This is a genomic window from Mesorhizobium sp. SEMIA396, from assembly GCF_024518615.1.
In the GTDB taxonomy this organism is placed as follows: Bacteria; Pseudomonadota; Alphaproteobacteria; order Rhizobiales; family Rhizobiaceae; genus Mesorhizobium.
The window spans coordinates 211,717-234,437 of record NZ_JANIFC010000008.1 but is presented as its reverse complement, the minus strand read 5'-3'; the positions used below and the strand labels follow the sequence as shown (position 1 = coordinate 234,437).

Sequence of the window (22,721 nt, the reverse complement as noted above, 5' to 3'; positions counted from 1 at the left end):
TCAAATTTTGCCGCAGTCGTCCGCGAGTCGCGGAGCCGATGCTTTTGGAGAAAAATATGGCCGACGATATCACCGATACCAGCCAGACTGTTGCCGCCGGCCAGCTGCGTGCCTTCATCGAGCGCATAGAGCGGCTCGAGGAAGAGAAGAAGACGATTTCCGACGACATCAAGGAAGTGTTCGCCGAGGCCAAGGGCACCGGCTTCGACACCAAGGCGATGCGCACGATCATCCGGCTGCGCAAGAAGGACCAGGCCGAGCGTCAGGAAGAGGAAACCATCCTCGATCTGTACAAGGCCGCACTCGGTATGGTGTAGAGACTGTCTGGAAATTCTACTCTGGCGGCCATCTGTTGGCGTTTTCTGCGCTTCCGGTGCTCGCGTACTTTAAGTACGCTCCGCTCCGGTTCTCGAAACCACCACCATATGACTCGCCAGAGCGAATTTCGAAACAGTCTCGGGCCGAGCATGATGCCGAAGCGAGCATCGAGCCATGAGCGAATTCGACTTCGGCGCCCGCCGCGCCTCTGAATTCCGCCAGCGCGGCTTCTGGACGCTGTTCGCCGAGCGGCATCCCGAAGAAAGGGCTCTGATGGCGAGGCGCGGACCCTGGTTCTGGCAGCGCGGGCTGCCCGACTTCGCCTTGGTTCTTTCCATGTATGTCGCGCCGGCGCAGAGCCAGGTCGGCGTCTTCTTCGGTCGCAACGAGAAGTTCGGCGCCACGCAGGCGTGGTCGCGGTTGAAGCCATTCCAGCCCGATATCGAGGCCAGGCTGAAGCTCAGGCCGGAACAGAGTTGCGAGGGTCTTGGCATCAATTCGATGTGGCGGGTGAACTGCTATGCCGAGGACAACTGGCCAGCCATGGCCGACTGGCTGGTGACCGAATGCTCGCGTATCGAGCGCGCGGTAACCGAAGTCCTGGGGCAGGGATAGACATCCGGTGTTGCCAGAAGGTATCGGCTCCTTTTTCCGCTCACGCTGGCAAGGCCAGGTGCCGCTCGACCGGCTGTTCTGGCGCGACCTTGTCCTCGTCGGCACCGCGGTCAGCATCGCCGCATCGGTGCTGGCGCTCGTTCTGCTCGGATTGAAGTTGCCGCTCGGGCTTGTGCTGGCAGTGCATTTCGCGTCGGTGCCCTACAGCCTGTTCCTAACCTTGGCGGTGTGGCGGACCACCGAAAAGATACCCGGTGCCAAGGCCTGGATGATGACGCTGGGCGCTACGCTGTGGCTGGTGGCGATGATCGTGGTCTGATCGTCTGCCCAGAGGGGGGCAACGGATACTTAAACGAAAAGGGCGACAGATGCCGCCCTTTCATAATAGTGTCGAACCCGGATGGCTCAGGCCGAAGGCTCGAATTTCAGCGCCACCCCGTTGATGCAATAGCGCAGGCCGGTCGGCGGCGGGCCGTCCTCGAAGACATGGCCGAGATGGCTGCCGCAGCGGGCGCAATGACATTCGGTGCGAACCATGCCGTAGCTGCGGTCGACGGTGTTTTCGACCGAGCCCGGCACCGGGTCGTTGAAGCTCGGCCAGCCGGTGCCGCTCTCGAACTTCAGCTTGGATTCGAACAAGGGCTGGTCGCAGCCGGCGCAGGAAAAGGTGCCGGCGCGCTTCTCGTAGAGCAAGGCGCAGCTTCCCGGCCGTTCGGTGCCGTGACCGCGCATGACGGCATACTGCTCCGGCGTCAGCCGGGCGCGCCATTCGGCGTCGGTGCGAGTTACAGGGTAGGTATGGGTGTCCATGTGATCTCCTCAGCCTTGCCGGCTCGTTGTTGATTGCAACCGGATATTCGCGTCAAGATAGGCATTTGTTACACGACTGCCCAGTGTCTGACGTTCCAAGGTTGAATTCCCCCTTCTTCAGGCGTCTGCGCCGCCCCTCACCTGCCTGCCGGCATCCTCTCCCCGTAAACGGGGCGAGGGGCCCTGTCGTCCGCGATTTCGCCAATTGTCAGCGTTGCAAGAAAGGCGCCGGCGTTGCGGCCAGGCCCTCTCGCCCCGTTTACGGGGAGAGATGTCCGGCAGGACAGTGAGGGGCGGCGCCAACTTTCACGATTGATGGTCTCTGAGGTGATGGTTCCGCACCTCTGACAACTAATGCTTCCTTGAAAGCTGCTTGGTCGCGCCTTCGAGCCCGGCCAGCGTCAGCGGGAACATGCGGCCGCCGAAGATGTCGCGGATCATCGCAATCGAATGGGTGTAGCCCCAGTTCTTGGGGTCTTCGGGGTTCAGCCATACCGCGTTCGGCCATTGCTGCAGCAGGCGGCCGAGCCAGACGCTGCCTGCCTCCGGATTCCAGTGCTCGACCGAACCGCCGGGGTGAGCGATCTCGTAAGGGCTCATCGAGGCGTCGCCGACGACGATCACCTTGTAGTCCGGACCGTATTTATGGATGAGGTCGAAGGTCGGAATCACCTCGGCATGCCTGCGGCGATTGTCCTTCCACACGCCCTCATAGAGGCAGTTGTGGAAATAAAAATATTCGAGCTGGCGGAATTCGGCGCGGGCAGCCGAGAACAGCTCCTCGACGCTCTTGATGTGGTCGTCCATCGAGCCGCCGACATCGAAGAACATCAAAAGCTTCACCGCGTTGCGCCGTTCGGGCCGCGTCTGCACGTCGAGATAGCCATGTTCGGCGGTGGCGTGGATGGTGCCGGGCAGGTCGAATTCCTCCTCGGCGCCTTCGCGCACCCAGCGACGCAAGCGCTTCAGCGCGATCTTGATGTTGCGGGTGCCGAGTTCGACGGCATCGTCGAAATTCCTGAACTCACGTCTGTCCCACACCTTCACCGCGTGGCGGTTGCGGCTTTCATGCTGGCCGATACGCACACCTTCGGGATTGTAGCCATAGGCGCCGAAAGGCGAGGTGCCGCCGGTGCCGATCCATTTCGAGCCGCCCTGGTGGCGGCCTTTTTGCTCCTGCAGCCGCTGCTTCAAGGTTTCCATCAGTTTCTCGAAACCGCCCAGCGCCTCGACCAGTTTTTTCTCTTCATCGCTCAGGTGCTTTTCGGTGAGGCGGCGCAACCATTCCTCAGGGATATTGGCGACATCGACGGCATCCGGCCCGCCCAGTGCTTCGATGCCCTTGAAGACATGGGCAAACACCTGGTCGAAGCGGTCGATGTGGCGCTCGTCCTTCACCAGCGCCGCACGGGCGAGGTAATAAAAGCCTTCGACGTCGTAGTCGACCAGCCCGGCTTCCAGCCCCTCCAGCAGCGACAGATATTCCCTGAGCGAAACGGGAACACGCGCGGCCTTCAGTTCGAGGAAAAAGGGGATGAACATTGTCTATCTACAGCAAATCATACTCGATGAAGCCGGTGCGGCGCGCAACGTGGTCGTAGAGTTTGCGCGCGGTGGTGTTGGTCTCGTGCGTCATCCAGTAGACGTTCTTGACGCCGACTTTTTCGGCTTCCTGTCTCACCGCCTCGATCAGCGCAGCGCCGATGCCCTTGCCGCGCACGTCAGGGTCGGCGAACAGGTCCTGCAGATAGCAGTTGTTTTTTTCCGACCAGCCTGAGCGGTGGTAGAGATAGTGGGTGAGCCCAACCGCCTTGCCGTCCAGCGTGGCGATGAAGCCTTTCGGCTCGAACTCACCTTCGGTGAAAAGCCGCTTCCAGGTGACGGCATAGACCTCTTCCGGCAGCTTCGTCTCATAGAAGGTGAGGTAGTCGGTCCACAGCCGCCGCCAATCGGCGTGGTCGGACTGCGCGAGCGGGCGGACGATAATCTCAGACATGTCATCTCCTCTGAAGGTTTGGCCGAGGCTGCCTGCCTGTTCGGCTGCGGGCAACGGTCCACAGAAGGGAAAGCGCTGCTGCTGACCTATTGCTGCCTTCGTGCCATGAACGCCAGCCGCTCGAACAAATGCACGTCCTGCTCGTTCTTCAGCAATGCGCCATGCAGCTTGGGCAGGGCGTTCTTCGGATCGGCGCGCAGATCTTCCGGCGCGATATCGTCGGCGACCAGCAGCCTTATCCAGTCGAGCGCCTCGGAGGTCGACGGCTTCTTCTTCAAGCCGGGCACGTCGCGGATTTCGTAGAACTGGGTCAGCGCCGCTCGCACCAGGTTCTGCTTGATGCCGGGATAGTGGACATCGACGATTCTGTGCAGCGTATCGACGTCGGGAAAGCGGATGTAGTGGAAGAAGCAGCGGCGCAGGAACGCGTCCGGCAACTCCTTCTCGTTGTTGGAGGTGATGATGACGATCGGCCTGACGGCGGCGCGGATGGTTTCGCCGGTCTCGTAGACGAAGAACTCCATCCGATCGAGTTCCTGCAGGAGGTCGTTGGGGAATTCGATGTCGGCCTTGTCGATCTCGTCGATCAAAAGCACGACCTTCCTGCCGGCGGCGAACGCCTCCCAGAGTTTGCCGCGCTTGATGTAGTTCCTGATGTCGTTGAAGCGCTCGTCGCCAAGCTGGCTGTCGCGCAGCCGCGAGACGGCGTCATATTCGTACAGGCCCTGCTGCGCCCGCGTCGTCGACTTGACGTGCCATTCGATGAGGTCGAGGCCAAGTGCTGACGCCACCTGGCGGGCCAGCTCCGTCTTGCCGGTGCCTGGCTCGCCCTTGACCAGCAAGGGCCGCTCCAGCGCGATCGCCGCGTTGACGGCCACCATCAGATCCTTGTCGGCGACATAGGCCGCCGTGCCTTCGAAACGCATTCTTGCTCCTCGGTTGGTCATGGCAACCGTAAGGACGCGGCTCACCCTGTGCAAGGGTGCGCCGGCCGCGACGAATGGGCTTGAACCTGATGGAAACATATGCCCGTCTCACTGGCGTTTAGCCGGCCGGCAGCCTATATTGGGCGGGACGGTCTGTGCTTCCCGGCAGGAGAACATTTTCCCCGGGGCCTTAACGATCCTTAGGGAGCTGTCCCTGGGAAGACCCGTGGGTTTTCTCATACGGCGCCCACCTACTTTGTAGGTTCCCGGGATCGCTCTCTCCACCGGTTGTGTGGATCGTCACTTATTGCCACGCGTCCGCATTTCGGTGGATGATTGCGGTGGAAAACGTCGCTCCCAAAACTCCATCCAGATCTGACCTTTTCTACCCTGGCTGAATGACCTCTCTCAAAGACCTGAAAAAGCAGCTTCGCCGTGAGGCCCTCGGACGCCGCGATGCGCTCGATGAATTCTGGCGAGTGGAGGTCGCGCTTGAAATGGCGGAGACGGCGCGCGATCACCTCCATGTCGAGCCGGGCCAGATCGTTTCCGGCTTCTGGCCGATGCGTTCGGAAGTCGACGTCAGGCCGCTGATGTTTGCCTTGCGCGAAAAGGGCGCGCGGCTTTGCCTGCCGGCCATTCTCGACAAGACCACCATTGTCTTTCGCGAACTGGTGCGCGGCGCGCCGATGGTCGAGATGGGTTTCGGCACGGTCGGCCCTCACGAGGAAGCCGAGGTGCTCGACCCCTCTGTGATGCTGGTGCCGCTTGCCGCTTTCGATGCACGCGGCCATCGCATCGGCTATGGTGCCGGCTATTACGACCGCGCCATCGCCAAGCTGATCGACAAGGGAGAGCCGCCGCGGCTGGTCGGCATCGCCTTCGACTGCCAGGAGGTGGCAATGGTGCCGGATGAGGAACATGACGTCGTCATTGCGGAAATACTCACCGAGAGCGGGTTGCGCCGCTTCGCGCCAAAATTGTAGATAAGTACAAGGGACGCATGATCTTCACTGGCGTCATGCAGCTTTCGCTGACCTTCGGTGCGGGATCATATGAGACTTCTCTTCCTCGGTGACATGGTTGGAAAGACAGGACGCACGGCGGTGTGGGAACAGCTGCCCGGACTGATCTCCGACTTCAAACTCGATTTCGTCATCGTCAACGGCGAGAACGCCGCCGGCGGCTTCGGCATCACCGAAGACATCTTTCGCGAGACGATCGCGGCCGGTGCCGATGTCGTCACCACCGGCAACCATGTCTGGGACCAGCGTGATGCGCTGGCCTTCGCGCCGCGCGAAGAGCGCTTCCTGCGTCCCTCCAACTTTCCCAAGGGCACGCCCGGGCGCGGCTCCGGTGTCTATATCGCCAGGAGCGGCGCGCGCGTGCTGGTCGCCAACATCATGGGCCGGGTGTTCATGCATCCCGAGCTCGACGATCCGTTCCAGGCCGGCGAACGCGAGCTTGCCGCCTGTCCGCTCGGCGAGCAGGCGGATGCCGTGATTATCGACTTCCACGCCGAGGCGACCTCGGAAAAGATGTGCTTCGCGCATTTCGTCGACGGCCGCGCCAGCCTCGTCATCGGCACCCACACCCACCAGCCGACGGGCGATCACCAGATCCTCAACGGCGGTACCGGCTATATGTCCGACGCCGGCATGTGCGGCGACTATGATTCCTCGCTCGGCATGGACAAGGAGGAGCCGCTCAACCGGTTCCTGTCGAAGGTGCCGAAAGGCCGCTTCGAGGCGGCGACCGGACCGGCGACTTTGTGCGGCGTCGGCGTCGATATTTCAGACCGCACAGGGCTGACCGAGCGGATTGCGCCGTTTCGTCGCGGGCCACGGCTGGAGGAAACCGCACCGTCCTTCTGGTCGTGACATTGATATAGGCACGCTTAATACCTAACTGCCGGCGACACTGCTCTAGATCGTTGAAAGAGGGGACGACCTCCATGCAGCTCATCGAATTCCTGGCGCCGCATTTTCAATTTGTTTCCGACCCGACGGCTTGGGTCGCGCTGCTGACGCTGATTGTGCTCGAGGTCGTGCTCGGCATCGACAATCTGATCTTCATCTCGATCCTGACCAACAAGCTGCCGGAAGCACAACGGGCCCGTGCCCGCCGGCTCGGCATCTCGGCGGCCCTGATCATGCGGCTGGTGCTGCTGGCCACCATTTCGATCATCGTCCAGCTTACCACGCCGGTGTTCACGGCCTTCGGTCACGGTTTTTCCTGGCGCGACCTGATCCTGATCGCCGGCGGCCTGTTCCTGGTCTGGAAGGCGACCAAGGAGATCCATCACACCGTCGATCCCGACGACCACAAGGATACGATGATGGGCGAGACGCTGCAGATCAGCCTTGCCGGCGCGATCTTCCAGATCCTGCTGCTCGACCTGGTCTTCTCGATCGATTCGATCATCACCGCCGTCGGCATGACCGACGAGATCGCCATCATGTACATCGCCGTGATCGTCGCGGTCACCGTGATGATGCTGGCGGCCGGGCCGCTGGCCAACTTCATCGCCAAGAACCCGAGCATCGTCATGCTGGCGCTGGGCTTCCTTCTGATGATCGGCATGACGCTGATCGCAGACGGCATGGGCTACCATGTGCCCAAGGGCTACATCTATGCGGCGATGGGCTTTTCGGCATTGGTCGAGGGGCTCAACATGCTGGCGCGGCGACGTAAGAAGTCGGGCGGCGGGCATTGAGGCAGACCCAGAATACCTAATGTCCTGGCACGCCCTTCGGGTGACGGTCGCCGATCAGGCCGAGCGTCAGGCCCTGTTCCAGCCACGCCTTGGCGCCGGCCAGCACCAGCGTGAAGCCGCCGGTTGAGCCGACGGCCTCTTTCACCTGCTCGTCGCCATCCCCGGCGAAGCCAAAATTGCGAACCTCGAGAAAGGTCGTCTCGCCAGGCATTTCGGTGAATGTCCAGACCACGGTGGTTGGCGGATCGCTCCATTGCATGACGATCTTTTCATTCGCGACGATCTCGCTGACGTCGACCGTCGTCGAGACGCCGTACATGCGCCACTCCCAGAGGACCTGCTTGCCGCTGTCCAGCCGGCCGCTGCCATGGGTGAACCAGAATTTCGTGGTTATGGCCGGATCGACGATGGCCTCGAATACATCGGCGACAGGCCGCCGGATCAGCATGCCGGCTTCGGCGAATGGTTTTTCGCGGATGTCCATCGGATGCTCCTTTCGGGATTCGGCGCTCACCAGGCGTCCGGTTCGCGCAGCATGTGAATAATGTTGGCAGGGTTGGTGATCCAGCCGCCGCGGAAGCCCTCGCCCAAGGGCTCAATGGCGTCGCAACGCACAACACCGGCCTTGGCGAAATGATCCGCAGCCATGGGGAAATCCTTGGTGAACAGCTCCAGCCACACCTCGGCCTGGCTCATCATCGGCGCCTCATCGATCCACAGGCGGTTGGGGCCAAGCTCGAAGCCGATGGCCGGTGCTTTGTCTGTGAACGGCTTCAGGCCGACGACGTCGCGGTAGAAGGCGATCGTCGCCTCATATTGGTGCGGCGGTACCTTCATGGCGATGTTGATGCCGCCGGTGATTTTCGTGGTCATAGCTGGCTCCGTTGTCGTGTTCGGCTGTTGTCGCCTTTGCTCAGGCTGGTCATGCGAGATTTATCTGCCAGGAGACCCCGAACCTGTCGTTGAGCCATGCGAAACGGCGGCTGAAGCCGTAATTGTCCGGTGGCATCAGGAACGCGCCGTCCTCGCCCAGTGTCTCGACAATCCGGTTCAGCTCTTCTTCTGAGGAACAGTCCACATAGAGCGAGACCGATGGCGTGAACGTGAAGGCGTGGTGCACGGGGCTGTTGAAGACCATGACTTCCAGCCCAGCGATCGACACCCGCGCCAGCTTGACCGTTCCTTGCGGGCCGTCTTCGCCGGGGCCGTAATTCGTGACGTCAAGCACGCTGCTGCCGGGAATGGTCTCGCAATAGAGGGTCATTGCCTCTTCGGCCTTGCCCTCGAACATCAGGAATGGCGTTACTTTCTTCATTGCGGATCTCCATCCTCCCCATAGTCGCTCAGATATTGGTCTCGTTGGCGGGTTCGCCCCTCATCTCGCTGCGATAGTAGCCGTCGCGCAAATTGATGCCGTATTCGACATAGGCCTTCATGCAGGCCAGCATCTGCGACCAGCCCTCGCAATTGAGGTAGGACTTCTTCAGGCCGACCGCGCCTTCCTGCCAACCGCTCTCGGCGATGGTGACGAAGGTGCCGCCATCGTCGAGCGGCTCGAAATTCATCTCGATGCGGGTCTTGTAGGCGGGTTTGCCGTCGGCGTCGGTGGCATCCCAGCGCAGCACGATGCGGCTGTCCTTGACCACTTCGTCGACCTCGACCGGCACCTTGCCCCACCAGACGACGCCGGCGCCAGCTTCCAGCGGGGCGCTGGCGCCGCCGATCGTGGTGAAATAGCCGCTCAGTTTCTTCGGATTGACGACCGCGTCGAAGACGTCGGCGACCGGCTTGCCGATGCGTCCGGAAACACTGAATCCAAGTGACATATCCACAACTCCTTCCCTTGATCGGCCCGACAATATGTTATAAAAACATAACATGTCAACCCAATCGCAAGACGACAATGTTTTCAAGGCGCTGGCGCATCCGCGCCGGCGTGAAATGCTGGATCAGCTGAAGGACGCGCCGAAGACGACCGGCATGCTGTGCGAGGCCTTTCCCGACATCGATCGCTGCACCGTGATGCTGCATCTCAAGGTATTGGAGGAGGCCGACCTGATCGTTGCGCGGCGCGACGGCCGCGAGCGCTGGAACCATCTCAACGCGCTGCCGATCAAGCAGATCCACGACCGGTGGATCAGCCAGTATGCCGGGCATGCCCTCAGCATCATCGACCGGCTGAAGTCGGACCTCGAGGCGTGAACGCTTGCAGCAGCCCATGTCGCGCGTCCCGTGCGTGGTGCGGCTGGACGAATTGAGCCGATTTATCTATAAGCCGGCCATTCCGACAGAGAACGCCGTGCTTCCACGAGTTGCACCTGGGACGCTCTGAAATTTTGAATTCGGGCATTGCGGAAGACGAGGTCAGATCACTTCGCTTCGGGATGCTCTAGCCGAGAAGACGACAGGGGTGCCATGGCTGGCCATTCACAGTTCAAGAACATCATGCACCGCAAGGGCCGCCAGGATGCGGTGCGGTCGAAAATGTTTTCCAAGCTGGCGCGCGAAATCACCGTCGCCGCCAAAAGCGGGACGCCCGATCCATCGATGAACCCTCGCTTGCGGCTGGCGATTCAGAACGCCAAGGCGGTGTCGATGCCGAAGGACAACATCCAGCGCGCCGTCAACAAGGCCTCGATGGGCGATGCCGAGAACTACGAAGCCGTGCGCTATGAGGGCTATGGCCCGGGCGGCGTCGCCGTCATTGTCGAGGCGCTGACCGACAACCGCAACCGTTCGGCATCCAATGTGCGTGCTGCCTTCACCAAGGCCGGCGGCGCGATGGGCGAAACCGGCTCGGTGTCGTTCATGTGGGACCGTGCCGGCGAGATCTACTATCCGGCATCGGCCGGCAGCGCCGACAAGATCATGGATGCGGCGATCGAAGCCGGCGCCGATGATGTCGAGTCCGACGAGGAAGGCCACACCATCTATTGCGGCTTTGAGAACATGGGCGAAGTGTCGAAGGCGCTGGAAGGCGCGCTCGGCGAGGCTGAATCGGTCAAGCCGATCTGGCGGCCGCAAAACAACGTTCCGGTCGATGAGGAGCGGGCACAGTCGCTGATGAAGCTGGTCGCCACGCTCGAGGATGACGACGACGTGCAGAGCGTCTACGCCAACTTCGAAGTCGACGACGAGACCATGGCCAAGCTCAGCGCGGCATGAGCGAAGCTCAGTCCGAAATGAGCGGAGCTATACCCGCCACGAGCGAAAAGCCGTTGCCGGTCATCCGCATCACCTATTGCACGCAGTGTCAGTGGCTGCTGCGCGCCGGCTGGATGGCGCAGGAGCTGCTGTCGACCTTCGGCACGGACCTTGGCGAAGTGACGCTGGTGCCCGGCACCGGCGGCATCTTCACCATTTCCTGCAATGACGTGCTTGTCTGGGATCGCAAGCGCGACGGCGGCTTTCCGGACGCGGCCAAACTGAAGCAACTGGTCCGCGATGTCATTGATCCGGACCGCGACCTCGGCCATTCCGATCGGAAGACAAAGGCATAGGGGTCGCGAGCGCTGCCGTCACTTGCGTCGCCACGCACCGACGGCGGCGCCAATCGCAATACCCACGGCAACGCCCATCGGCAGATCATCCAGAGCGGTGCCGATCGCGGCACCGACACCAACTCCGATGGCCATGCCGAAGGCCATATTTGCGTATTGATCCTTCATCGGTCGCTCCATCCATCGTCGTCAACGCGTGGCGAACCAGAAGGATGCCAGCGCGGCTATGCCGCTGATGGTGCGGACATGGTTCCACATCACCCATTCATTGAGGTAGCGCGACCACAGGCTTGCGCCATTGCTGCTGGCCGGATCGACGGCGGCGAGCGCATCGTTCAGCGGGACGTTGAAGATCATCGTCACCACCACGATGCCGATGAGATACAGCAGGCTGCCGGCAAGCAGCCAGAGCGAACCCGACTGGCTCCAGCCCATCACCGCGCCGATGGCGACAAGGACGCAGACAAGCGCCGTGCCGAACAGGGCGGTCATGAACAGCGGCGTCACCGCGGTGACATTGATCGAATTCATCGCGGCGATACCGCCGGCAGCGGGCATGCGGGCGAGACCCGGCATGACGAAGCTGGAGAAAGCAAAGAAGACGCCACCGACGACGCCTGAGCCGATTGCGGCGATGAAGATGAGGGTGGGGAGAAGCTTCGCGATCATGTCAGTTGCTCCAGATGCCGGTTGCGGCGGTTTGCGTTGCGTAGGCGGAGAAGTCTCTTGGCTGGCGACCAAGCACGCGCTGGACGCCGTCGGTGAGCGACTCGTTGCGGCCGTCGAGCACCTGGGTGAACAGCTCATTGAGCAGCCAGCCGAATTCGGGCGGCAGCTCATGCGCGGCCACTGCGGCAGTGAATTCGTCATGCGAGATCCTGACAAAGCGGATGTCGCGTCCGGCCGCCTTGGCAATCTCGGCGACCGCGTCTGCGAAGCTCAGCAGCCGCGGCCCGGTCAACTCATAGAGCTGGCCGACATGGCCTGGCTCCGTCAGCACGGCAAAGGCGGCGTCGGCGATGTCGTCGGCATCGACAAAGGGCTCGCCGACATTGCCGATCGGCAACGCCACTTCGCCTTCAGCCAGGGACCCGGTGAAGAAGCCTTCGCTGAAGTTCTGCGAGAACCAAGCGCAGCGCAGGATGGTCCAGTCGGCGCCCGAGGCCTTCAGCATCTCTTCGGCGCGCTGGGCTTCCGTTTCGCCGCGCCCCGACAGCAGCACCAGTCGGGTGACACCGTTTTGCACCGCGAGCCTGGCGAAGGCGTCGACGGTTTCAGCGGCGCCCGGCACGGCGATGTCGGGATAGTAGCTGATGTAGAGGGCGCTGACGCCTTGCATTGCCGGTCCCCAGGTCGCTGGGACTTCCCAGTCGAAGCGCGGTGTACCGGAGCGCGAGCCGATCCGCACCGGCAGGTCGTGCGCCGTCAGCCGCTCGGCGAGACGGCGGCCGGTCTTGCCGGTGCCGCCGAGGATCAGAATTGGTTTGGTTGTCGGGTCAGTCATAACCGTTTCCTCTGTTTAAAATATGAATAATACTCACGTTTGCAAAATGTGATAAACCCTCGTATTTTGCGAGTCAAGCGATTTTGCTGGCATTGGAGTCAGTCATGGAAGACACGGCCGCGCCGGTTTCCCCGCGGGAGCAGATTGCTTCGCCGCGCCGGGCGCCCAGCCAGCAGCGCAGCCGCGAGCGGGTCGAGCGCATGCTGACTGCCGCCTCAGCGCTGATCGCCGAGCAAGGCAGCGACGCCATGCGCATGGGAGAGGTGGCGGAACGGGCCGGGGTGTCGATCGGGTCGCTCTACCAGTTCTTTCCGGACAAGCGGGCGATCATCTGGGCGCTGGCCGAGCGCTACACCGCCGAAAGCCAGTCCTGCATTTCGGCAGCACTGGCTGGTGTCAGGGACGCCGAAGGCCTGCAGTCCGCGTTTTCAGAGTTGGTCGACATCTATTACCGGCTGTTCCTGGCCGAACCGGTGATGCGCGACATCTGGTCGGGCACGCAAGCCGACAAGGCGCTGCGCCAGCTCGAACTCGCCGACAGCCGGGCCAATGCCGAGTTTCTAACCGCGGTGCTGAAACGGCTGCGGCCGGCAGCCGATCCGGTGGCGTTGGAAACGACGGCGTTCCTCATCTGGCAGATGGGCGAAGCCGCCATGCGGCTGGCGATCTCGGTTGAGCGCCAAGAGGGCGACAGGCTGGTCGCGGCCTACAAGCGCATGGCGCTGAGGGAATTGCTGGCCGAGTAGCAACGCGCCGCAACAAAAAACCCGCCACGAAGGCGGGTTTTTGATCTGTAAAAAGCTCGTTTGGTTTAAGATCTTACTTGGTGCAAGTCATTATCCCAAAACCGCTTCGCACTTTTGGGCGACATGCACTTAGATGCCGAAACCTTCGAAACGCTTCTTGAACTTCGACAGGCGGCCGCCGCGGTCGAGCAGGGTCTGCTGGCCGCCGGTCCAGGCCGGATGGGTGGTCGGGTCGATATCGAGGTTCATCGTATCGCCTTCCTTGCCCCAGGTCGAACGGGTCGTGTATTCGGTGCCGTCGGTCATGACGACCTTGATGGTGTGGTAATCGGGATGAATAGCGCTCTTCATGGCTCGGTTCCTGGCTTGCCGGCGCGGCTGACGGGCATAAGCCTGCGTCGATGCGCCTCTTTTTAAAACTCGAAGCCGCAGCTATTGAGGAGCCACGGCTTCTAAAACGGTCGGCGAGCCTATACATCAGCCGGAATTGAATCACAAGGCCGCGGCAAGCGCATATTGAGGCGCAGACCCCAAGGGCGGCTGGAGGAAACATCGGGATGGCGCAAATCACCAGCGCAGACGAGCGCCGGCGTTCGCTCAAGCCGCTCCGGCGCCTGTTCCCCTACATCACGCACTATCGCACACTGGTCGTCGGCGCCATCATCTCGCTGGTCATCGCGGCGGCAACCACGCTGGCGCTGCCGCTGGCGGTGCGACGCATGATCGATTATGGTTTCTCGTCGTCCAGCACCACCTTCATTGCCGAATATTTCGCCGCCCTGGTGGCGATGGCCGCCGTGCTGGCGGCGGCATCGGCCGGCCGCTACTATTTCGTCATCACGCTGGGCGAGCGCGTCGTCGCCGATATCCGGCGCGATGTCTTCGCCCATGTGACGACGCTGTCGCCTGCCTTCTTCGACACCGCCCAGTCGGGCGAGATCGTGTCGCGGCTTGCCGCCGACACGACGCAGGTCAAGTCGGCGGTCGGCGCGACGGCTTCGGTGGCGCTGCGCAACGTCATCCTCGGCCTTGGCGCGGTGGGGATGATGGTCATCACCAGCCCGAAACTGTCCGGGTTGGTCATTGCCGCTATTCCTGTCATTGTGCTGCCGCTGGTCGCTTTCGGCCGTTCGGTGCGGCGCAAATCACGCCAGGCGCAGGATACGCTGGCCGATGCCACCGCCTATGCCAGCGAGCAGATAGGCGCGGTGCGCACGCTGCAGGCCTTTACCAATGAGAAGCTGGTCACCGGGCATTTCTCGGCCGCGGTGGAAGCTGCTTTCGAGGCGGCACGCTCCTCGATCTTCGCGCGCTCCTTCCTTACCTTCTTCGCCATTTTCACCATCTTCTCGTCCGTCGTGGCGGTGCTGTGGTTCGGCTCGCGCGACGTGCTCGAAGGCTCGATATCGCCCGGTACGCTCGGCCAATTCCTGCTCTATTCGGTGTTCGCCGCCGGCGCGCTGGGCGCGTTGTCGGAAGTCTGGGGCGAGCTTGCGCAGGCGGCGGGCGCCGCCGAACGGCTGACCGAAATCCTGGCCGAGAAGCCGGCGATCCAGGCTCCCGCCGATCCGAAGCCGCTGCCGGCCGTCGCCAAGGGCGCGATCGCCTTCGACAATGTCTCCTTCTCCTACCCGGCAAGGCCGGACCGTGCCGCCGTGCATGGCTTGAGCTTTCAGGTCATGCCGGGCGAGACGGTGGCGATCGTCGGGCCGTCAGGGGCCGGCAAGAGCACGGTGTTTTCGCTGATCCTACGCTTCTACGATCCCGAAACAGGCAAGATCCTGATCGATGGCGTCGATGTGCGCGAGGCCGATCCCGTTTCGATCCGCCAGCGCATCGCGATCGTGCCGCAGGACGTCACCATTTTCGCGGCAAGCGCGCGTGACAATATTGGGTTCGGCCGGCCGGGAGCCAGCAAGGCCGAAATCGAGACGGCGGCGAAGGATGCACTTGCCGATGAATTCATCCTCAAGCTCGAGAACGGGTATGACAGCCAGGTCGGTGAGCGCGGCGTGACGCTGTCAGGCGGCCAGCGCCAGCGGGTTGCGATCGCCCGCGCCATCCTGCGCGACGCCCCGATCCTGCTGCTCGACGAGGCCACCTCCGCCCTCGACGCCGAAAGCGAGACGCTGGTGCAGACGGCGCTGGAACGGCTGATGCAGGGCCGCACCACGATCGTCATCGCCCACCGCCTGGCAACGGTGCTGAAGGCCGACAGGATCCTGGTCATGGATGGCGGCTCGATCGTCGAGGAAGGCACGCATCAAAGCCTTGTCGCCAAGGGCGGCATCTATGCGCGGCTGGCCAAGCTGCAGTTCGAAACCGGAGCCAGTGCTTTCAGGGGCGCGGCTGAGTAGGCAGAAACATCTGCCGCTGTGCCGGCAGCCGCTATACGGCTCCGTATCGCTGCTTCAGATGGTTCACGAAATAAGTGGCGTTGAGCTTTTCGCCGGTGGCGCGTTCGAGCAGGTCCGGCGTCGACCAGCGTGATCCCTGCGACCAGATTTTTTCGCGGCGCCAGTCGTTGATCGCCTCGAAATTGCCTTTGGCGAGATCCTCGTCGGCGGCAGGATGATCCCGCGTCAGCGCCGCCCATTGCTGCGCCGCCATCATCGCGCCCAGCGTGTAGGATGGGAAATAGCCAAAGGCCGCACCCGGCCAGTGCACGTCCTGCATCGGTCCGTCGGCGGGGTTGTCGATGGTGGAGAGGCCGAGATAGTCACGCATCTTGGCGTCCCAGGCTTCGGGCAGATCAGCCACCTCCAGCCGACCCGCGACGAGTTCCTGCTCCAGTTCGTAGCGCAGGATGACATGCAGGGGATAGGTCACCTCGTCGGCATCGACACGGATCAGGCCGCGCTCGACGCGATGCACATGCGGCAGGATGTCGTCGAGCGACCAGGCTTCGCCGAGATGCTTTTCGACCACCGGCAGCGCCCAGCGCCAGAAGGCCGGGTTGCGGCCGAGCTGCTTCTCGACGAACAGGCTCTGGCTTTCATGCACGGCCATGCCGCGCGCCTTGCCGAGCGGCCAGTGCGACCATGCCTTCGGCAGGTTCTGCTCGTAGAGCGCATGGCCGGTCTCGTGCAGTACGCCCATCAGCGCCGACAGGAAGTCTGTAGTCTTGTAGCGGGTGGTGATGCGCACGTCGCTCGGCACGCCGCCGCAGAAAGGGTGGTGCGACACCGACAGCGACCCGTGTGTCAGGTCGAAGCCGACCGCCGCCATCATGGCAAGGCCGAGCTCGCGCTGCCGGTCGATCGCATAGGTGCCTGAGAGCGGCTTCAGCGGGCGCTTGCGCAGCCGTGCGTCCTGGATAGCCAGCGCCTCCGGCACAAAACCTTTCAGGAAAGCCTTCAGGTCGGCGAACACTGGCGTGATGTCGGCGGTGCGGTTGCCGGGGTCGTACTGCTCCATCAGCGCGTCATAGGGGGCGAGGCCGAGCACATCGGCACGCAGCGCCGCTTCCTCGCGCACCAGCGCCACGACGCCCTCCAGCGCCGGCTGGAAGCCCGCCCAGTCGTTCTTGGCGCGCAGGCCGCGCCACAGCTGCTCGCAACGCATGCGCGCGGTCGTCTGGCGTTCGACGAATTCGACCGGCAGGCAGGTCAGGTTGGCGTATTGGCGCCGCAGTTCCGAGACCGCAGTGCGCTGCTCTTCACCCAATGCTTCCTGTTCGGCCGCAGCGATCCAGTCGGCTATCTCCGGCGCCGTTGCCCTGGTGTGATACATGCCGGCCAGTGCCGACATCGCCTCGGCACGCTTCTCGCCACCGCCGACGGCCATGTGGGTGGCCTCATCGGCGCCGAGAATGGCCAGTGCATGCTCGAGCGCTTCGAGCTTGTGGCAGAGGTCATCGAGTTTCTGAAAGGACATGGCGGCTTCCGTGATTGGGGACGGCGCGAAAAGACACCAACACAAATGCGTTGGCAACCCTCGGATGCCGTCGGGCAAATGCACCTTGCGCAGGCGATGCCGCGCATGGAATGCTGCCGGCGACAACGCAAGGGGGACGAAATGATCGGCAACATCCTGGTTGGGCTGGTGGCCTTGATCCATGCCTACATCGTCTATCTGGAGATGGTGCTGTGGGACACGCCGCGCGGACACAAGGCTTTCAACCTGACCCCGGAATTCGCCAGCGCCTCCAAGGTGCTCGCCGCCAATCAGGGGCTCTACAACGGTTTCCTCGCCGCCGGCTTCATCTGGGGGCTTTACCTCGGGGCGGCCGGTTTCCAGGTCAAGGTGTTTTTCCTGCTGTGCGTGGCTGTTGCCGGCCTCTATGGCGCGGCAACGGTTGGCCGCAAAATCCTGTTTATCCAGACCGCGCCGGCGATTGCCGCGCTGATCGCGGTCTGGCTGGGCTGGTAAAAAGGACGCCCGCGGGATGGCTCCCGAAAGCGTCAGGTGATCCCTTCCTCTTGGACCGTTTCGGGCGCTATGGCCTCAGCCGTTCGGGTAGTTGCCGCCGTCGTCGCCGTCGCCCATCAGGAAACCGCTGCCGGTATCGACCCTCAGGCGCTGGTCGACATTGTCGAGCCGGCGCAGCAGGTCATGATATTGCGCGGCCGGTATCCTGCCGTGATCGGACGCGGCGACTTTCTCTGCCGCCTGACCGATGTGGGCCGTGCGCATTTCCAGGCGTTCCGCCACGGCCGGGGTGATGTTGTTGGCCTGTCTTGCGTCCACGATGCCCTGCCGGACGCCCTGCACCTGTGCGATAAGCGCCTCGACACGCGGGCCAGTCATGTCGGTCGGATCGGCCGCGTCGAGAGCGCCCTTGTGATGGCCCGCGGCATAGGCGCCGGCAAGCGGAACGGCGATGAGGAGCGCCGTGAGTGTAGCAGTTCTAAGCGAGGTCTTGAAAGAGCGCATCACGCGTCTCCTCTTGTAGAGGAAGGCGGCGGTTGTCCGCCTGCCTTCCGGCCTTGGGCCGTCCGGTTCCGTCGCGTCGCGATGAGGGGGTTCATCGCCGGCGGTTCTCGGCCCGGGCGGCAAGTTAGGATCGCCCTGCGACAATGTGTAATTAAAAAAAGATAATCTTTTCAGGCCTTGTCGGCCTCTATCTGCGCTCTAGAGTTGAGCCGACGAACAAGTTCGCGTGATTTTGGATCAACGTTCGGTGAGCTTCAGTTCAATACGGCGGTTCTTATTGCGCGCCTCTTCGGTGTCGGCGGGGTCGAGCGGCTGGAACTCACCGAAACCGGCGGCTACGAGCCGGTTGGCAGGCACGCCGTTTTCGATCAGGAATTTCACCACCGATGTCGAACGCGCCGTCGACAGCTCCCAATTGTCGCGGTAGCGGCCGGCGCCGGAGAGCGGCTTATTGTCAGTGTGGCCGTCGACGCGCAGCACCCAGTTGATCTCGGGCGGGATTTCCTTCTGCAACTCGATGATGGCGTCGGCGAGCTTCTTCATCTCGACCTTGCCGGCATCGTTGATCACCTCGGAGCCGGTCGGGAACAGCACTTCCGACTGGAAGACGAAGCGGTCGCCGACGATACGGATGTTCTCTCGGTCGGCGAGGATTTCGCGCAAGCGGCCGAAGAAGTCGGAGCGGTAGCGGTTCAACTCCTGCACGCGCTGTGCCAGAGCGACGTTGAGGCGTCGGCCGAGGTCGGCGATCTTGGTGTTGGAATCGCGGTCGCGGATTTCGGAGACGTTGAGCGCATCCTCGAGCGCGCCGATCTGCTTGCGCAGTGCCGCGATCTGCTGGTTGAGGATCTCGACCTGGCTCAGCGCCTGCTGGCTGATCTGGCGTTGGTTGTCGAGTTCGCCGCCCAGCGCCGCGGCGCGCTGGTTGGCGGCGTCGCCGGCACCGGCGCCTTGCGCCAGCAACTGTTGGAGCCGGCTCCTTTCCGCTTGCGCGGCTGACAGCGACGCCTGCAGATTGGCCAGTGAATCATCCTTGTCCTGCGCCGTCGAGCGCTCCAGCGCCAGCAACTGGGTCAGCTCGTTGATTTGCGAGTTGAGGCGCGAGAGTGCCGTATCCTTGCCGGAGATTTCGCGTCCCAGCAGGAACTGCGCCAGCACGAAGACCGTGAGCAGGAACATGATGGCCAAAAGCAGCGTCGACAGCGCGTCGACAAAGCCCGGCCAGTAGTCGATGCGGCGATCGGTGCGCCGGCCCCTGGCGAGTGCCACTTCAGTGCACTCCGGGCTTCTTCAGGGCATCGGCGATCTTTTCCAGCGTGTTGCGCATCGCCTTCTGCTCGTCGGACTGGGCTTCGACCCAGTCGCGCATGATCTGCTGTTCCGAGCGCATGTTCTTGACCAGGCCGGAAATGCCGTCGGCGAGATTGGCCATGGCGGTGGCGACGCGCGGGTTGGAGCCGCCGCCATTCTCCTGCATCGAGCGCAGCCTTTCCGACAGCACCCGGATCTCGTCGGAGGATTCGGTCTTGGCTGGGTCGGCGACGACGATGTCCGACGACAGGTCGGTCACCGAGGACAGCCAGTTTTCCAGTTCGGTGTAGAAGCGTGTCTGGGCGCGACCGGCCTGCAGGTCGAGGAAGCCGAGCACCAGCGAGCCGGAGAGGCCGAACAGCGAGGACGAGAAGGCGGTGCCCATGCCGGCCAGCGGCGCCGAAAGCCCCTGCTTCAGGGAATCGAGCACCGCGGCGGCGTCACCGGTGCCGGGATCGAGCGATTCGATGGTCTCGCGGATCGAACCGATGGTGTTCAACAGTCCCCAGAAAGTGCCGAGCAGGCCGAGGAACACCAGCAGGCCGACGAGATAGCGCGAGGTGTCGCGGCTTTCGTCGAGGCGGGTGGCGATGGAATCGAGCATGGTGCGCATCGAACTGGTCGAGAAGGCCGTCGCCGAGGAGCGGCCGATCATCGCCTTCATCGGCGCCAGAAGCACTGGTTCTGTCGTTTCCGAGCCGGCACGGAAGGAGTTGACCCAGCGCACTTCGCGAAACAGTCGCCCGACCTGGGCGAAGGCCAAAAGGATGCCGACCACCAGCACGCCGACGATCAGGCCATTGAGGCCGGGATTGCTGCCAAAAGCGGTTGAGATCTGTCGGGTGAGGATGGCGGCGATGAAGGCGACGATGACCAGGAAGATCACCATGGTCAGCAGAAAGACCTGCGGGCTCGATAATTTATGCGGGTCGTAGATCAGGACATCAGAACGTCTGCCCATGCCGAAGGATCTGAGAAAAGCCATCCGTGCCCCGTTTCCGATGCCGCCGCCGATCACGTAAACCGCGACTCTAAACGGAATTGTGACCAAATTGAATGGCGCTTGGCAATATTGCCGCGTCGAGAATGTCAGAGGCGATTGATGACCAGACAGTCGACCATGGCGGCCAGATGCAGGCCGGCGCCGGTGACGACGAAACCGTGCCACAGCGCGTTGTGGAAGCGCAGCCCCTTCCAGGCGAAGAAGATGACGCCGCAGGAGTAGACGATGCCGCCTGCGACGATCAGCGCTATCGATGTCGTCGGCAGCGTCTGGACAAGTGGCTTGACCAGGATGATGCCGCTCCAGCCGATGGCGAGATAGAAACCGATCGCCAGCCGGTCGAAACGGCCGGGAAAGAACACCTTGATGGCAATACCCAGCACTGCCGCGGCCCAGACCAGCACGATCATCCAGCGCGCCAGCGGCGAGCCTTCGAGCTGCGCCAGGAAAGGCGTATAGGTCGCGGCGATCAGCAGATAGATCGCGGCGTGGTCGAAACGCCGCAACACCCATTTTGCCGGCGACGACACCGGCCACAGATTGTAGGTCATCGACACCGAGAGCACGGTGAGCAGCGAAACCACGTAGAAGGCGGCGGCGATGTATTCGCCAGGTCCGACACGAAACGCCGCCAGCGCCAGCAGTGCCGACCCTGCCGCGATCGCCAGCACGATGCCGACCGCGTGGACGATACCGTCTGCGATCATCTCGGCACGCGAATAGTGCCAGCGTCCGATGAACGGGATATCGGGGTAGGGTTGGTTGTCTCTCACTAAGCCGGGTTCCTGCACCGCGCCCTTCAATTTGGGCGCATGCCGGGCAGTATTTCAAGCTTCCATTGCGGTTTTGCGACTGCGGCGCATCAGCGCGGCGTGGCTGTCAGCGGGAGGAGAGCGGCTTCTTCACGACCTTCAGCAAAGCGCGCTGGATGATCTCGTTGCCGGCGACGACCGAGCCGTTGTCGAGCATGTCCTGGCCGCCATCCATGTCGGAGACGAAGCCGCCCGCCTCGCGGATCAAAAGCAGCCCGGCGGCGATGTCCCAGGCCGACAGGCCGGTTTCCCAGAAGCCATCCATGCGGCCGGCGGCGACATAGGCGAGATCGAGCGATGCGGAGCCGAGGCGGCGGACGCCGGAAACCTCGGCCATGACATTGCGCAGTTCGACCAGGAAATTGCCGTGGTGGCCGCGGCCGAGATGCGGCATGCCGCAGCCGATCACGGTGTCGACCAGCTTGATGCGGCCGGCGACGCGCAAGCGGCGGTCGTTCATGAAGGCGCCGCCCCCGCGTTCGCAGGTGTAGAGTTCGTCCATCGCCGGATTGTAGATGACGCCGGCGACGATCTGGCCCTGGCGCTCCAGCGCGATCGAAACGGCAAAGAGCGGAATGCCGTGCAGGAAATTGGTGGTGCCGTCGAGCGGGTCGACGATCCAGCGATGCTGGCCGTCGTCGCCTTCAACCACGCCGCGCTCTTCCATCAGGAAGGAATAGCCGGGCCGAGCCTTGGACAATTCGGCAAAGACGATGTCCTCTGCCTTGCGGTCGGCCTGGCTGACATAATCGCCGGGGCCCTTCATCGAGACCTGCAGGTTCTGCACCTCGCCGAAGTCGCGCGACAGCGAGCGGCCGGCCTTCATTGCGGCCTGGACCATGACGTTGAGAAGGGCTGAGCGTGCCATAGTGCTTTTTCCCGGTGCTGCGCTTTAAATTCTGCCTCGATGCATGTCGGTGACCCGGAACCCGGCCACTTCTGGGCGACATGCGTCAGTCGGCGCGGCGCACGTAAGTGATTTCGTTGGTGTCGACGATGATGCGCTCGCCGGCGCCGATGAAGGGCGGCACCAGGACGCGGATGCCGTTCTCCAGGATCGCCGGCTTGTAGGACGATGCCGCCGTCTGACCCTTCACCACCGGGTCGGCCTCGGTGATGGTCAGCGTCACATAGTCGGGCAGCGAAATGCCGATCGGCCGCTCTTCGTAGAGCTGGACCGTCACCATCATGCCGTCCTGCAGGAAGGCGGCGCGATCGCCGACGAAGTCCTTGTTCAATTCGAGCTGCTCGTAGCTCTGGGTGTCCATGAACACCAGTGCGTCTTCCTGCGCGTAAAGGAAGGAAAAATCCTTCAGGTCGAGCCGGATCTGTTCGACGGTCTCGGCCGAGCGGAAGCGCTCGTTGAGCTTGGTGCCGTTGATGAGGTTCTTCAGTTCGACCTGATTGTAGGCGCCGCCCTTGCCGGGCTTGACGGTGTTGGTCCTGACCGCCACCCAAAGCCCGCCATCATGCTCGATGACATAGCCGGGACGGATTTCGTTGCCATTGATCTTGGCCATGATGAGATGATCCGGAATGATGCCAACGGCCACGCCGTCGGTATGGATGTTCGCTGGGAAAGCGATTTC

At 62.7% G+C, this 22,721-nt stretch carries 31 protein-coding genes and 1 other RNA gene; 13 read left to right on the top strand and 19 right to left on the bottom strand.

The annotated features are described in order from the left end of the window. The first annotated feature begins 56 nt into the window (after positions 1-56). The 3 genes from NP503_RS20540 (at position 57) to NP503_RS20530 (ending at position 1,252) form a co-directional block, all read left to right on the top strand. A complete protein-coding gene (locus NP503_RS20540) occupies positions 57-317 on the top strand; it encodes a DUF2312 domain-containing protein (protein WP_013529099.1) in 261 nt (86 codons plus the stop codon). A 175-nt stretch (positions 318-492) separates the two neighbouring features. After that, on the top strand, positions 493-933 hold the full coding sequence (locus NP503_RS20535) for a hypothetical protein (RefSeq protein WP_127270381.1): 441 nt from the start codon (positions 493-495) through the stop codon (positions 931-933). 7 nt (positions 934-940) lie between these two features. Then, on the top strand, positions 941-1,252 hold the full coding sequence (locus NP503_RS20530; protein ID WP_127270382.1) for a hypothetical protein: 312 nt from the start codon (positions 941-943) through the stop codon (positions 1,250-1,252). Between the two features lie 86 nt (positions 1,253-1,338). Here the strand turns inward: NP503_RS20530 and msrB are convergent, their stop codons facing one another. From msrB to NP503_RS20510, 4 genes are all read right to left on the bottom strand, one after another. Beyond that, positions 1,339-1,743 carry a peptide-methionine (R)-S-oxide reductase MsrB gene (gene msrB / locus NP503_RS20525; RefSeq protein ID WP_127270383.1) on the bottom strand — a complete coding sequence of 135 codons (405 nt, stop codon included), beginning with the start codon at positions 1,741-1,743 and terminating at the stop codon, positions 1,339-1,341. Positions 1,744-2,094: 351 nt separating this feature from the next. Continuing rightward, positions 2,095-3,285 carry a VWA domain-containing protein gene (locus NP503_RS20520; RefSeq protein WP_127270384.1) on the bottom strand — a complete coding sequence of 397 codons (1,191 nt, stop codon included), beginning with the start codon at positions 3,283-3,285 and terminating at the stop codon, positions 2,095-2,097. A 7-nt stretch (positions 3,286-3,292) separates the two neighbouring features. Further along, positions 3,293-3,739, bottom strand: coding sequence for a GNAT family N-acetyltransferase (locus tag NP503_RS20515; protein ID WP_127270385.1), 447 nt, complete (start codon positions 3,737-3,739; stop codon positions 3,293-3,295). An 86-nt stretch (positions 3,740-3,825) separates the two neighbouring features. Further along, positions 3,826-4,665 (bottom strand): MoxR family ATPase, encoded by an 840-nt coding sequence (locus tag NP503_RS20510; protein ID WP_023811813.1) that lies wholly within the window; start codon positions 4,663-4,665, stop codon positions 3,826-3,828. A gap of 147 nt (positions 4,666-4,812) precedes the next feature. Between NP503_RS20510 and ssrS the strand changes: the two genes are divergently transcribed. The 4 genes from ssrS (at position 4,813) to NP503_RS20490 (ending at position 7,381) form a co-directional block, all read left to right on the top strand. Next, a non-coding RNA gene (ssrS, locus tag NP503_RS20505) (6S RNA) lies at positions 4,813-4,968 on the top strand. A 95-nt stretch (positions 4,969-5,063) separates the two neighbouring features. Then, complete coding sequence (locus tag NP503_RS20500; RefSeq protein WP_127270386.1) at positions 5,064-5,651, top strand: 5-formyltetrahydrofolate cyclo-ligase; 588 nt, start codon at positions 5,064-5,066, stop codon at positions 5,649-5,651. Between the two features lie 69 nt (positions 5,652-5,720). Then, positions 5,721-6,545: a YmdB family metallophosphoesterase gene (locus tag NP503_RS20495; protein ID WP_127270387.1), complete on the top strand. Its 825-nt coding sequence runs from the start codon at positions 5,721-5,723 to the stop codon at positions 6,543-6,545. 74 nt (positions 6,546-6,619) lie between these two features. After that, positions 6,620-7,381 carry a TerC family protein gene (locus NP503_RS20490; RefSeq protein ID WP_127269216.1) on the top strand — a complete coding sequence of 254 codons (762 nt, stop codon included), beginning with the start codon at positions 6,620-6,622 and terminating at the stop codon, positions 7,379-7,381. 16 nt (positions 7,382-7,397) lie between these two features. Here the strand turns inward: NP503_RS20490 and NP503_RS20485 are convergent, their stop codons facing one another. From NP503_RS20485 to NP503_RS20470, 4 genes are read right to left on the bottom strand one after another with little or no spacing between them, the layout of a single operon-like run. Next, a complete protein-coding gene (locus NP503_RS20485; protein WP_127269215.1) occupies positions 7,398-7,865 on the bottom strand; it encodes an SRPBCC family protein in 468 nt (155 codons plus the stop codon). A 26-nt stretch (positions 7,866-7,891) separates the two neighbouring features. Next, positions 7,892-8,254 carry a hypothetical protein gene (locus tag NP503_RS20480; protein ID WP_127269214.1) on the bottom strand — a complete coding sequence of 121 codons (363 nt, stop codon included), beginning with the start codon at positions 8,252-8,254 and terminating at the stop codon, positions 7,892-7,894. Positions 8,255-8,303: 49 nt separating this feature from the next. After that, the gene (locus tag NP503_RS20475) at positions 8,304-8,696 is read right to left on the bottom strand and encodes a VOC family protein (RefSeq protein WP_127269213.1); all 393 of its coding nucleotides are present in this window, start codon (positions 8,694-8,696) and stop codon (positions 8,304-8,306) included. A 28-nt stretch (positions 8,697-8,724) separates the two neighbouring features. After that, a complete protein-coding gene (locus NP503_RS20470) occupies positions 8,725-9,207 on the bottom strand; it encodes an SRPBCC domain-containing protein (protein WP_127269212.1) in 483 nt (160 codons plus the stop codon). 52 nt (positions 9,208-9,259) lie between these two features. On the opposite strand from NP503_RS20470, the gene NP503_RS20465 reads away from it, so the two are divergent. From NP503_RS20465 to NP503_RS20455, 3 genes are all read left to right on the top strand, one after another. Next, complete coding sequence (locus NP503_RS20465; protein ID WP_127269211.1) at positions 9,260-9,583, top strand: helix-turn-helix transcriptional regulator; 324 nt, start codon at positions 9,260-9,262, stop codon at positions 9,581-9,583. Between the two features lie 213 nt (positions 9,584-9,796). Further along, on the top strand, positions 9,797-10,546 hold the full coding sequence (locus NP503_RS20460) for a YebC/PmpR family DNA-binding transcriptional regulator (protein ID WP_023811824.1): 750 nt from the start codon (positions 9,797-9,799) through the stop codon (positions 10,544-10,546). 17 nt (positions 10,547-10,563) lie between these two features. Beyond that, on the top strand, positions 10,564-10,881 hold the full coding sequence (locus NP503_RS20455) for a SelT/SelW/SelH family protein (RefSeq protein WP_164748661.1): 318 nt from the start codon (positions 10,564-10,566) through the stop codon (positions 10,879-10,881). 18 nt (positions 10,882-10,899) lie between these two features. On the opposite strand, the gene NP503_RS20450 is transcribed toward NP503_RS20455, so the two are convergent. From NP503_RS20450 to NP503_RS20440, 3 genes are read right to left on the bottom strand one after another with little or no spacing between them, the layout of a single operon-like run. Continuing rightward, positions 10,900-11,049, bottom strand: coding sequence for a hypothetical protein (locus NP503_RS20450; RefSeq protein WP_127269209.1), 150 nt, complete (start codon positions 11,047-11,049; stop codon positions 10,900-10,902). 21 nt (positions 11,050-11,070) lie between these two features. After that, entirely contained in the window at positions 11,071-11,550 is a 480-nt protein-coding gene (locus NP503_RS20445; protein WP_127269208.1) for a DUF1772 domain-containing protein, read from the bottom strand. Between the two features lies 1 nt (position 11,551). After that, positions 11,552-12,385: an NAD(P)H-binding protein gene (locus tag NP503_RS20440; RefSeq protein WP_127273225.1), complete on the bottom strand. Its 834-nt coding sequence runs from the start codon at positions 12,383-12,385 to the stop codon at positions 11,552-11,554. A 104-nt stretch (positions 12,386-12,489) separates the two neighbouring features. On the opposite strand from NP503_RS20440, the gene NP503_RS20435 reads away from it, so the two are divergent. After that, positions 12,490-13,131 (top strand): TetR/AcrR family transcriptional regulator, encoded by a 642-nt coding sequence (locus NP503_RS20435; protein WP_127270924.1) that lies wholly within the window; start codon positions 12,490-12,492, stop codon positions 13,129-13,131. A gap of 129 nt (positions 13,132-13,260) precedes the next feature. Here the strand turns inward: NP503_RS20435 and rpmE are convergent, their stop codons facing one another. After that, positions 13,261-13,482, bottom strand: a complete 222-nt coding sequence (rpmE, locus tag NP503_RS20430) for a 50S ribosomal protein L31 (RefSeq protein WP_023811830.1) — start codon at positions 13,480-13,482, stop codon at positions 13,261-13,263. Positions 13,483-13,688: 206 nt separating this feature from the next. Between rpmE and NP503_RS20425 the strand changes: the two genes are divergently transcribed. Next, on the top strand, positions 13,689-15,488 hold the full coding sequence (locus NP503_RS20425) for an ABC transporter transmembrane domain-containing protein (protein ID WP_127272584.1): 1,800 nt from the start codon (positions 13,689-13,691) through the stop codon (positions 15,486-15,488). A 31-nt stretch (positions 15,489-15,519) separates the two neighbouring features. Here the strand turns inward: NP503_RS20425 and NP503_RS20420 are convergent, their stop codons facing one another. Beyond that, positions 15,520-17,007, bottom strand: a complete 1,488-nt coding sequence (locus NP503_RS20420; protein WP_127269093.1) for a carboxypeptidase M32 — start codon at positions 17,005-17,007, stop codon at positions 15,520-15,522. Positions 17,008-17,148: 141 nt separating this feature from the next. Between NP503_RS20420 and NP503_RS20415 the strand changes: the two genes are divergently transcribed. Further along, on the top strand, positions 17,149-17,502 hold the full coding sequence (locus NP503_RS20415) for a DUF1304 domain-containing protein (protein ID WP_127269092.1): 354 nt from the start codon (positions 17,149-17,151) through the stop codon (positions 17,500-17,502). Between the two features lie 75 nt (positions 17,503-17,577). Here NP503_RS20415 and NP503_RS20410 read toward each other — a convergent pair whose 3' ends face one another. The 6 genes from NP503_RS20410 to efp all read right to left on the bottom strand — a co-directional run bounded on the left by NP503_RS20410 (position 17,578) and on the right by efp (position 22,652). After that, positions 17,578-18,006, bottom strand: coding sequence for a hypothetical protein (locus tag NP503_RS20410; protein WP_127269091.1), 429 nt, complete (start codon positions 18,004-18,006; stop codon positions 17,578-17,580). A 237-nt stretch (positions 18,007-18,243) separates the two neighbouring features. Then, complete coding sequence (locus NP503_RS20405) at positions 18,244-19,275, bottom strand: peptidoglycan -binding protein (protein ID WP_127272583.1); 1,032 nt, start codon at positions 19,273-19,275, stop codon at positions 18,244-18,246. A 1-nt stretch (position 19,276) separates the two neighbouring features. Then, positions 19,277-20,302 carry a MotA/TolQ/ExbB proton channel family protein gene (locus NP503_RS20400; RefSeq protein ID WP_027037204.1) on the bottom strand — a complete coding sequence of 342 codons (1,026 nt, stop codon included), beginning with the start codon at positions 20,300-20,302 and terminating at the stop codon, positions 19,277-19,279. 104 nt (positions 20,303-20,406) lie between these two features. Next, positions 20,407-21,093, bottom strand: a complete 687-nt coding sequence (locus NP503_RS20395) for a hemolysin III family protein (RefSeq protein WP_164748660.1) — start codon at positions 21,091-21,093, stop codon at positions 20,407-20,409. A gap of 106 nt (positions 21,094-21,199) precedes the next feature. After that, positions 21,200-22,000 (bottom strand): inositol monophosphatase family protein, encoded by an 801-nt coding sequence (locus tag NP503_RS20390; RefSeq protein ID WP_013529126.1) that lies wholly within the window; start codon positions 21,998-22,000, stop codon positions 21,200-21,202. A gap of 85 nt (positions 22,001-22,085) precedes the next feature. Then, the gene (gene efp / locus NP503_RS20385) at positions 22,086-22,652 is read right to left on the bottom strand and encodes an elongation factor P (RefSeq protein WP_013529127.1); all 567 of its coding nucleotides are present in this window, start codon (positions 22,650-22,652) and stop codon (positions 22,086-22,088) included. Between the last annotated feature and the right edge of the window lie 69 nt (positions 22,653-22,721).

What these genes read in the sequence shown, in the direction of transcription:
- NP503_RS20435 (WP_127270924.1), top strand. Translation starts at nt 12,490, where the DNA reads ATGGAAGACACGGCCGCGCCGGTTTCCCCGCGGGAGCAGATTGCTTCG.
- NP503_RS20485 (WP_127269215.1), bottom strand. Translation starts at nt 7,865, where the DNA reads ATGGACATCCGCGAAAAACCATTCGCCGAAGCCGGCATGCTGATCCGG.
- NP503_RS20475 (WP_127269213.1), bottom strand. Translation starts at nt 8,696, where the DNA reads ATGAAGAAAGTAACGCCATTCCTGATGTTCGAGGGCAAGGCCGAAGAG.
- NP503_RS20540 (WP_013529099.1), top strand. Translation starts at nt 57, where the DNA reads ATGGCCGACGATATCACCGATACCAGCCAGACTGTTGCCGCCGGCCAG.
- NP503_RS20390 (WP_013529126.1), bottom strand. Translation starts at nt 22,000, where the DNA reads ATGGCACGCTCAGCCCTTCTCAACGTCATGGTCCAGGCCGCAATGAAG.
- NP503_RS20460 (WP_023811824.1), top strand. Translation starts at nt 9,797, where the DNA reads ATGGCTGGCCATTCACAGTTCAAGAACATCATGCACCGCAAGGGCCGC.
- NP503_RS20480 (WP_127269214.1), bottom strand. Translation starts at nt 8,254, where the DNA reads ATGACCACGAAAATCACCGGCGGCATCAACATCGCCATGAAGGTACCG.
- NP503_RS20510 (WP_023811813.1), bottom strand. Translation starts at nt 4,665, where the DNA reads ATGCGTTTCGAAGGCACGGCGGCCTATGTCGCCGACAAGGATCTGATG.
- NP503_RS20520 (WP_127270384.1), bottom strand. Translation starts at nt 3,285, where the DNA reads ATGTTCATCCCCTTTTTCCTCGAACTGAAGGCCGCGCGTGTTCCCGTT.
- NP503_RS20465 (WP_127269211.1), top strand. Translation starts at nt 9,260, where the DNA reads ATGTCAACCCAATCGCAAGACGACAATGTTTTCAAGGCGCTGGCGCAT.
- NP503_RS20500 (WP_127270386.1), top strand. Translation starts at nt 5,064, where the DNA reads ATGACCTCTCTCAAAGACCTGAAAAAGCAGCTTCGCCGTGAGGCCCTC.
- NP503_RS20450 (WP_127269209.1), bottom strand. Translation starts at nt 11,049, where the DNA reads ATGAAGGATCAATACGCAAATATGGCCTTCGGCATGGCCATCGGAGTT.
- NP503_RS20455 (WP_164748661.1), top strand. Translation starts at nt 10,564, where the DNA reads ATGAGCGGAGCTATACCCGCCACGAGCGAAAAGCCGTTGCCGGTCATC.
- efp (WP_013529127.1), bottom strand. Translation starts at nt 22,652, where the DNA reads ATGGCCAAGATCAATGGCAACGAAATCCGTCCCGGCTATGTCATCGAG.
- msrB (WP_127270383.1), bottom strand. Translation starts at nt 1,743, where the DNA reads ATGGACACCCATACCTACCCTGTAACTCGCACCGACGCCGAATGGCGC.
- NP503_RS20400 (WP_027037204.1), bottom strand. Translation starts at nt 20,302, where the DNA reads ATGGCTTTTCTCAGATCCTTCGGCATGGGCAGACGTTCTGATGTCCTG.
- NP503_RS20415 (WP_127269092.1), top strand. Translation starts at nt 17,149, where the DNA reads ATGATCGGCAACATCCTGGTTGGGCTGGTGGCCTTGATCCATGCCTAC.
- NP503_RS20420 (WP_127269093.1), bottom strand. Translation starts at nt 17,007, where the DNA reads ATGTCCTTTCAGAAACTCGATGACCTCTGCCACAAGCTCGAAGCGCTC.
- NP503_RS20445 (WP_127269208.1), bottom strand. Translation starts at nt 11,550, where the DNA reads ATGATCGCGAAGCTTCTCCCCACCCTCATCTTCATCGCCGCAATCGGC.
- NP503_RS20535 (WP_127270381.1), top strand. Translation starts at nt 493, where the DNA reads ATGAGCGAATTCGACTTCGGCGCCCGCCGCGCCTCTGAATTCCGCCAG.
- NP503_RS20440 (WP_127273225.1), bottom strand. Translation starts at nt 12,385, where the DNA reads ATGACTGACCCGACAACCAAACCAATTCTGATCCTCGGCGGCACCGGC.
- NP503_RS20490 (WP_127269216.1), top strand. Translation starts at nt 6,620, where the DNA reads ATGCAGCTCATCGAATTCCTGGCGCCGCATTTTCAATTTGTTTCCGAC.
- NP503_RS20515 (WP_127270385.1), bottom strand. Translation starts at nt 3,739, where the DNA reads ATGTCTGAGATTATCGTCCGCCCGCTCGCGCAGTCCGACCACGCCGAT.
- NP503_RS20425 (WP_127272584.1), top strand. Translation starts at nt 13,689, where the DNA reads ATGGCGCAAATCACCAGCGCAGACGAGCGCCGGCGTTCGCTCAAGCCG.
- NP503_RS20410 (WP_127269091.1), bottom strand. Translation starts at nt 18,006, where the DNA reads ATGCGCTCTTTCAAGACCTCGCTTAGAACTGCTACACTCACGGCGCTC.
- NP503_RS20495 (WP_127270387.1), top strand. Translation starts at nt 5,721, where the DNA reads ATGAGACTTCTCTTCCTCGGTGACATGGTTGGAAAGACAGGACGCACG.
- rpmE (WP_023811830.1), bottom strand. Translation starts at nt 13,482, where the DNA reads ATGAAGAGCGCTATTCATCCCGATTACCACACCATCAAGGTCGTCATG.
- NP503_RS20470 (WP_127269212.1), bottom strand. Translation starts at nt 9,207, where the DNA reads ATGTCACTTGGATTCAGTGTTTCCGGACGCATCGGCAAGCCGGTCGCC.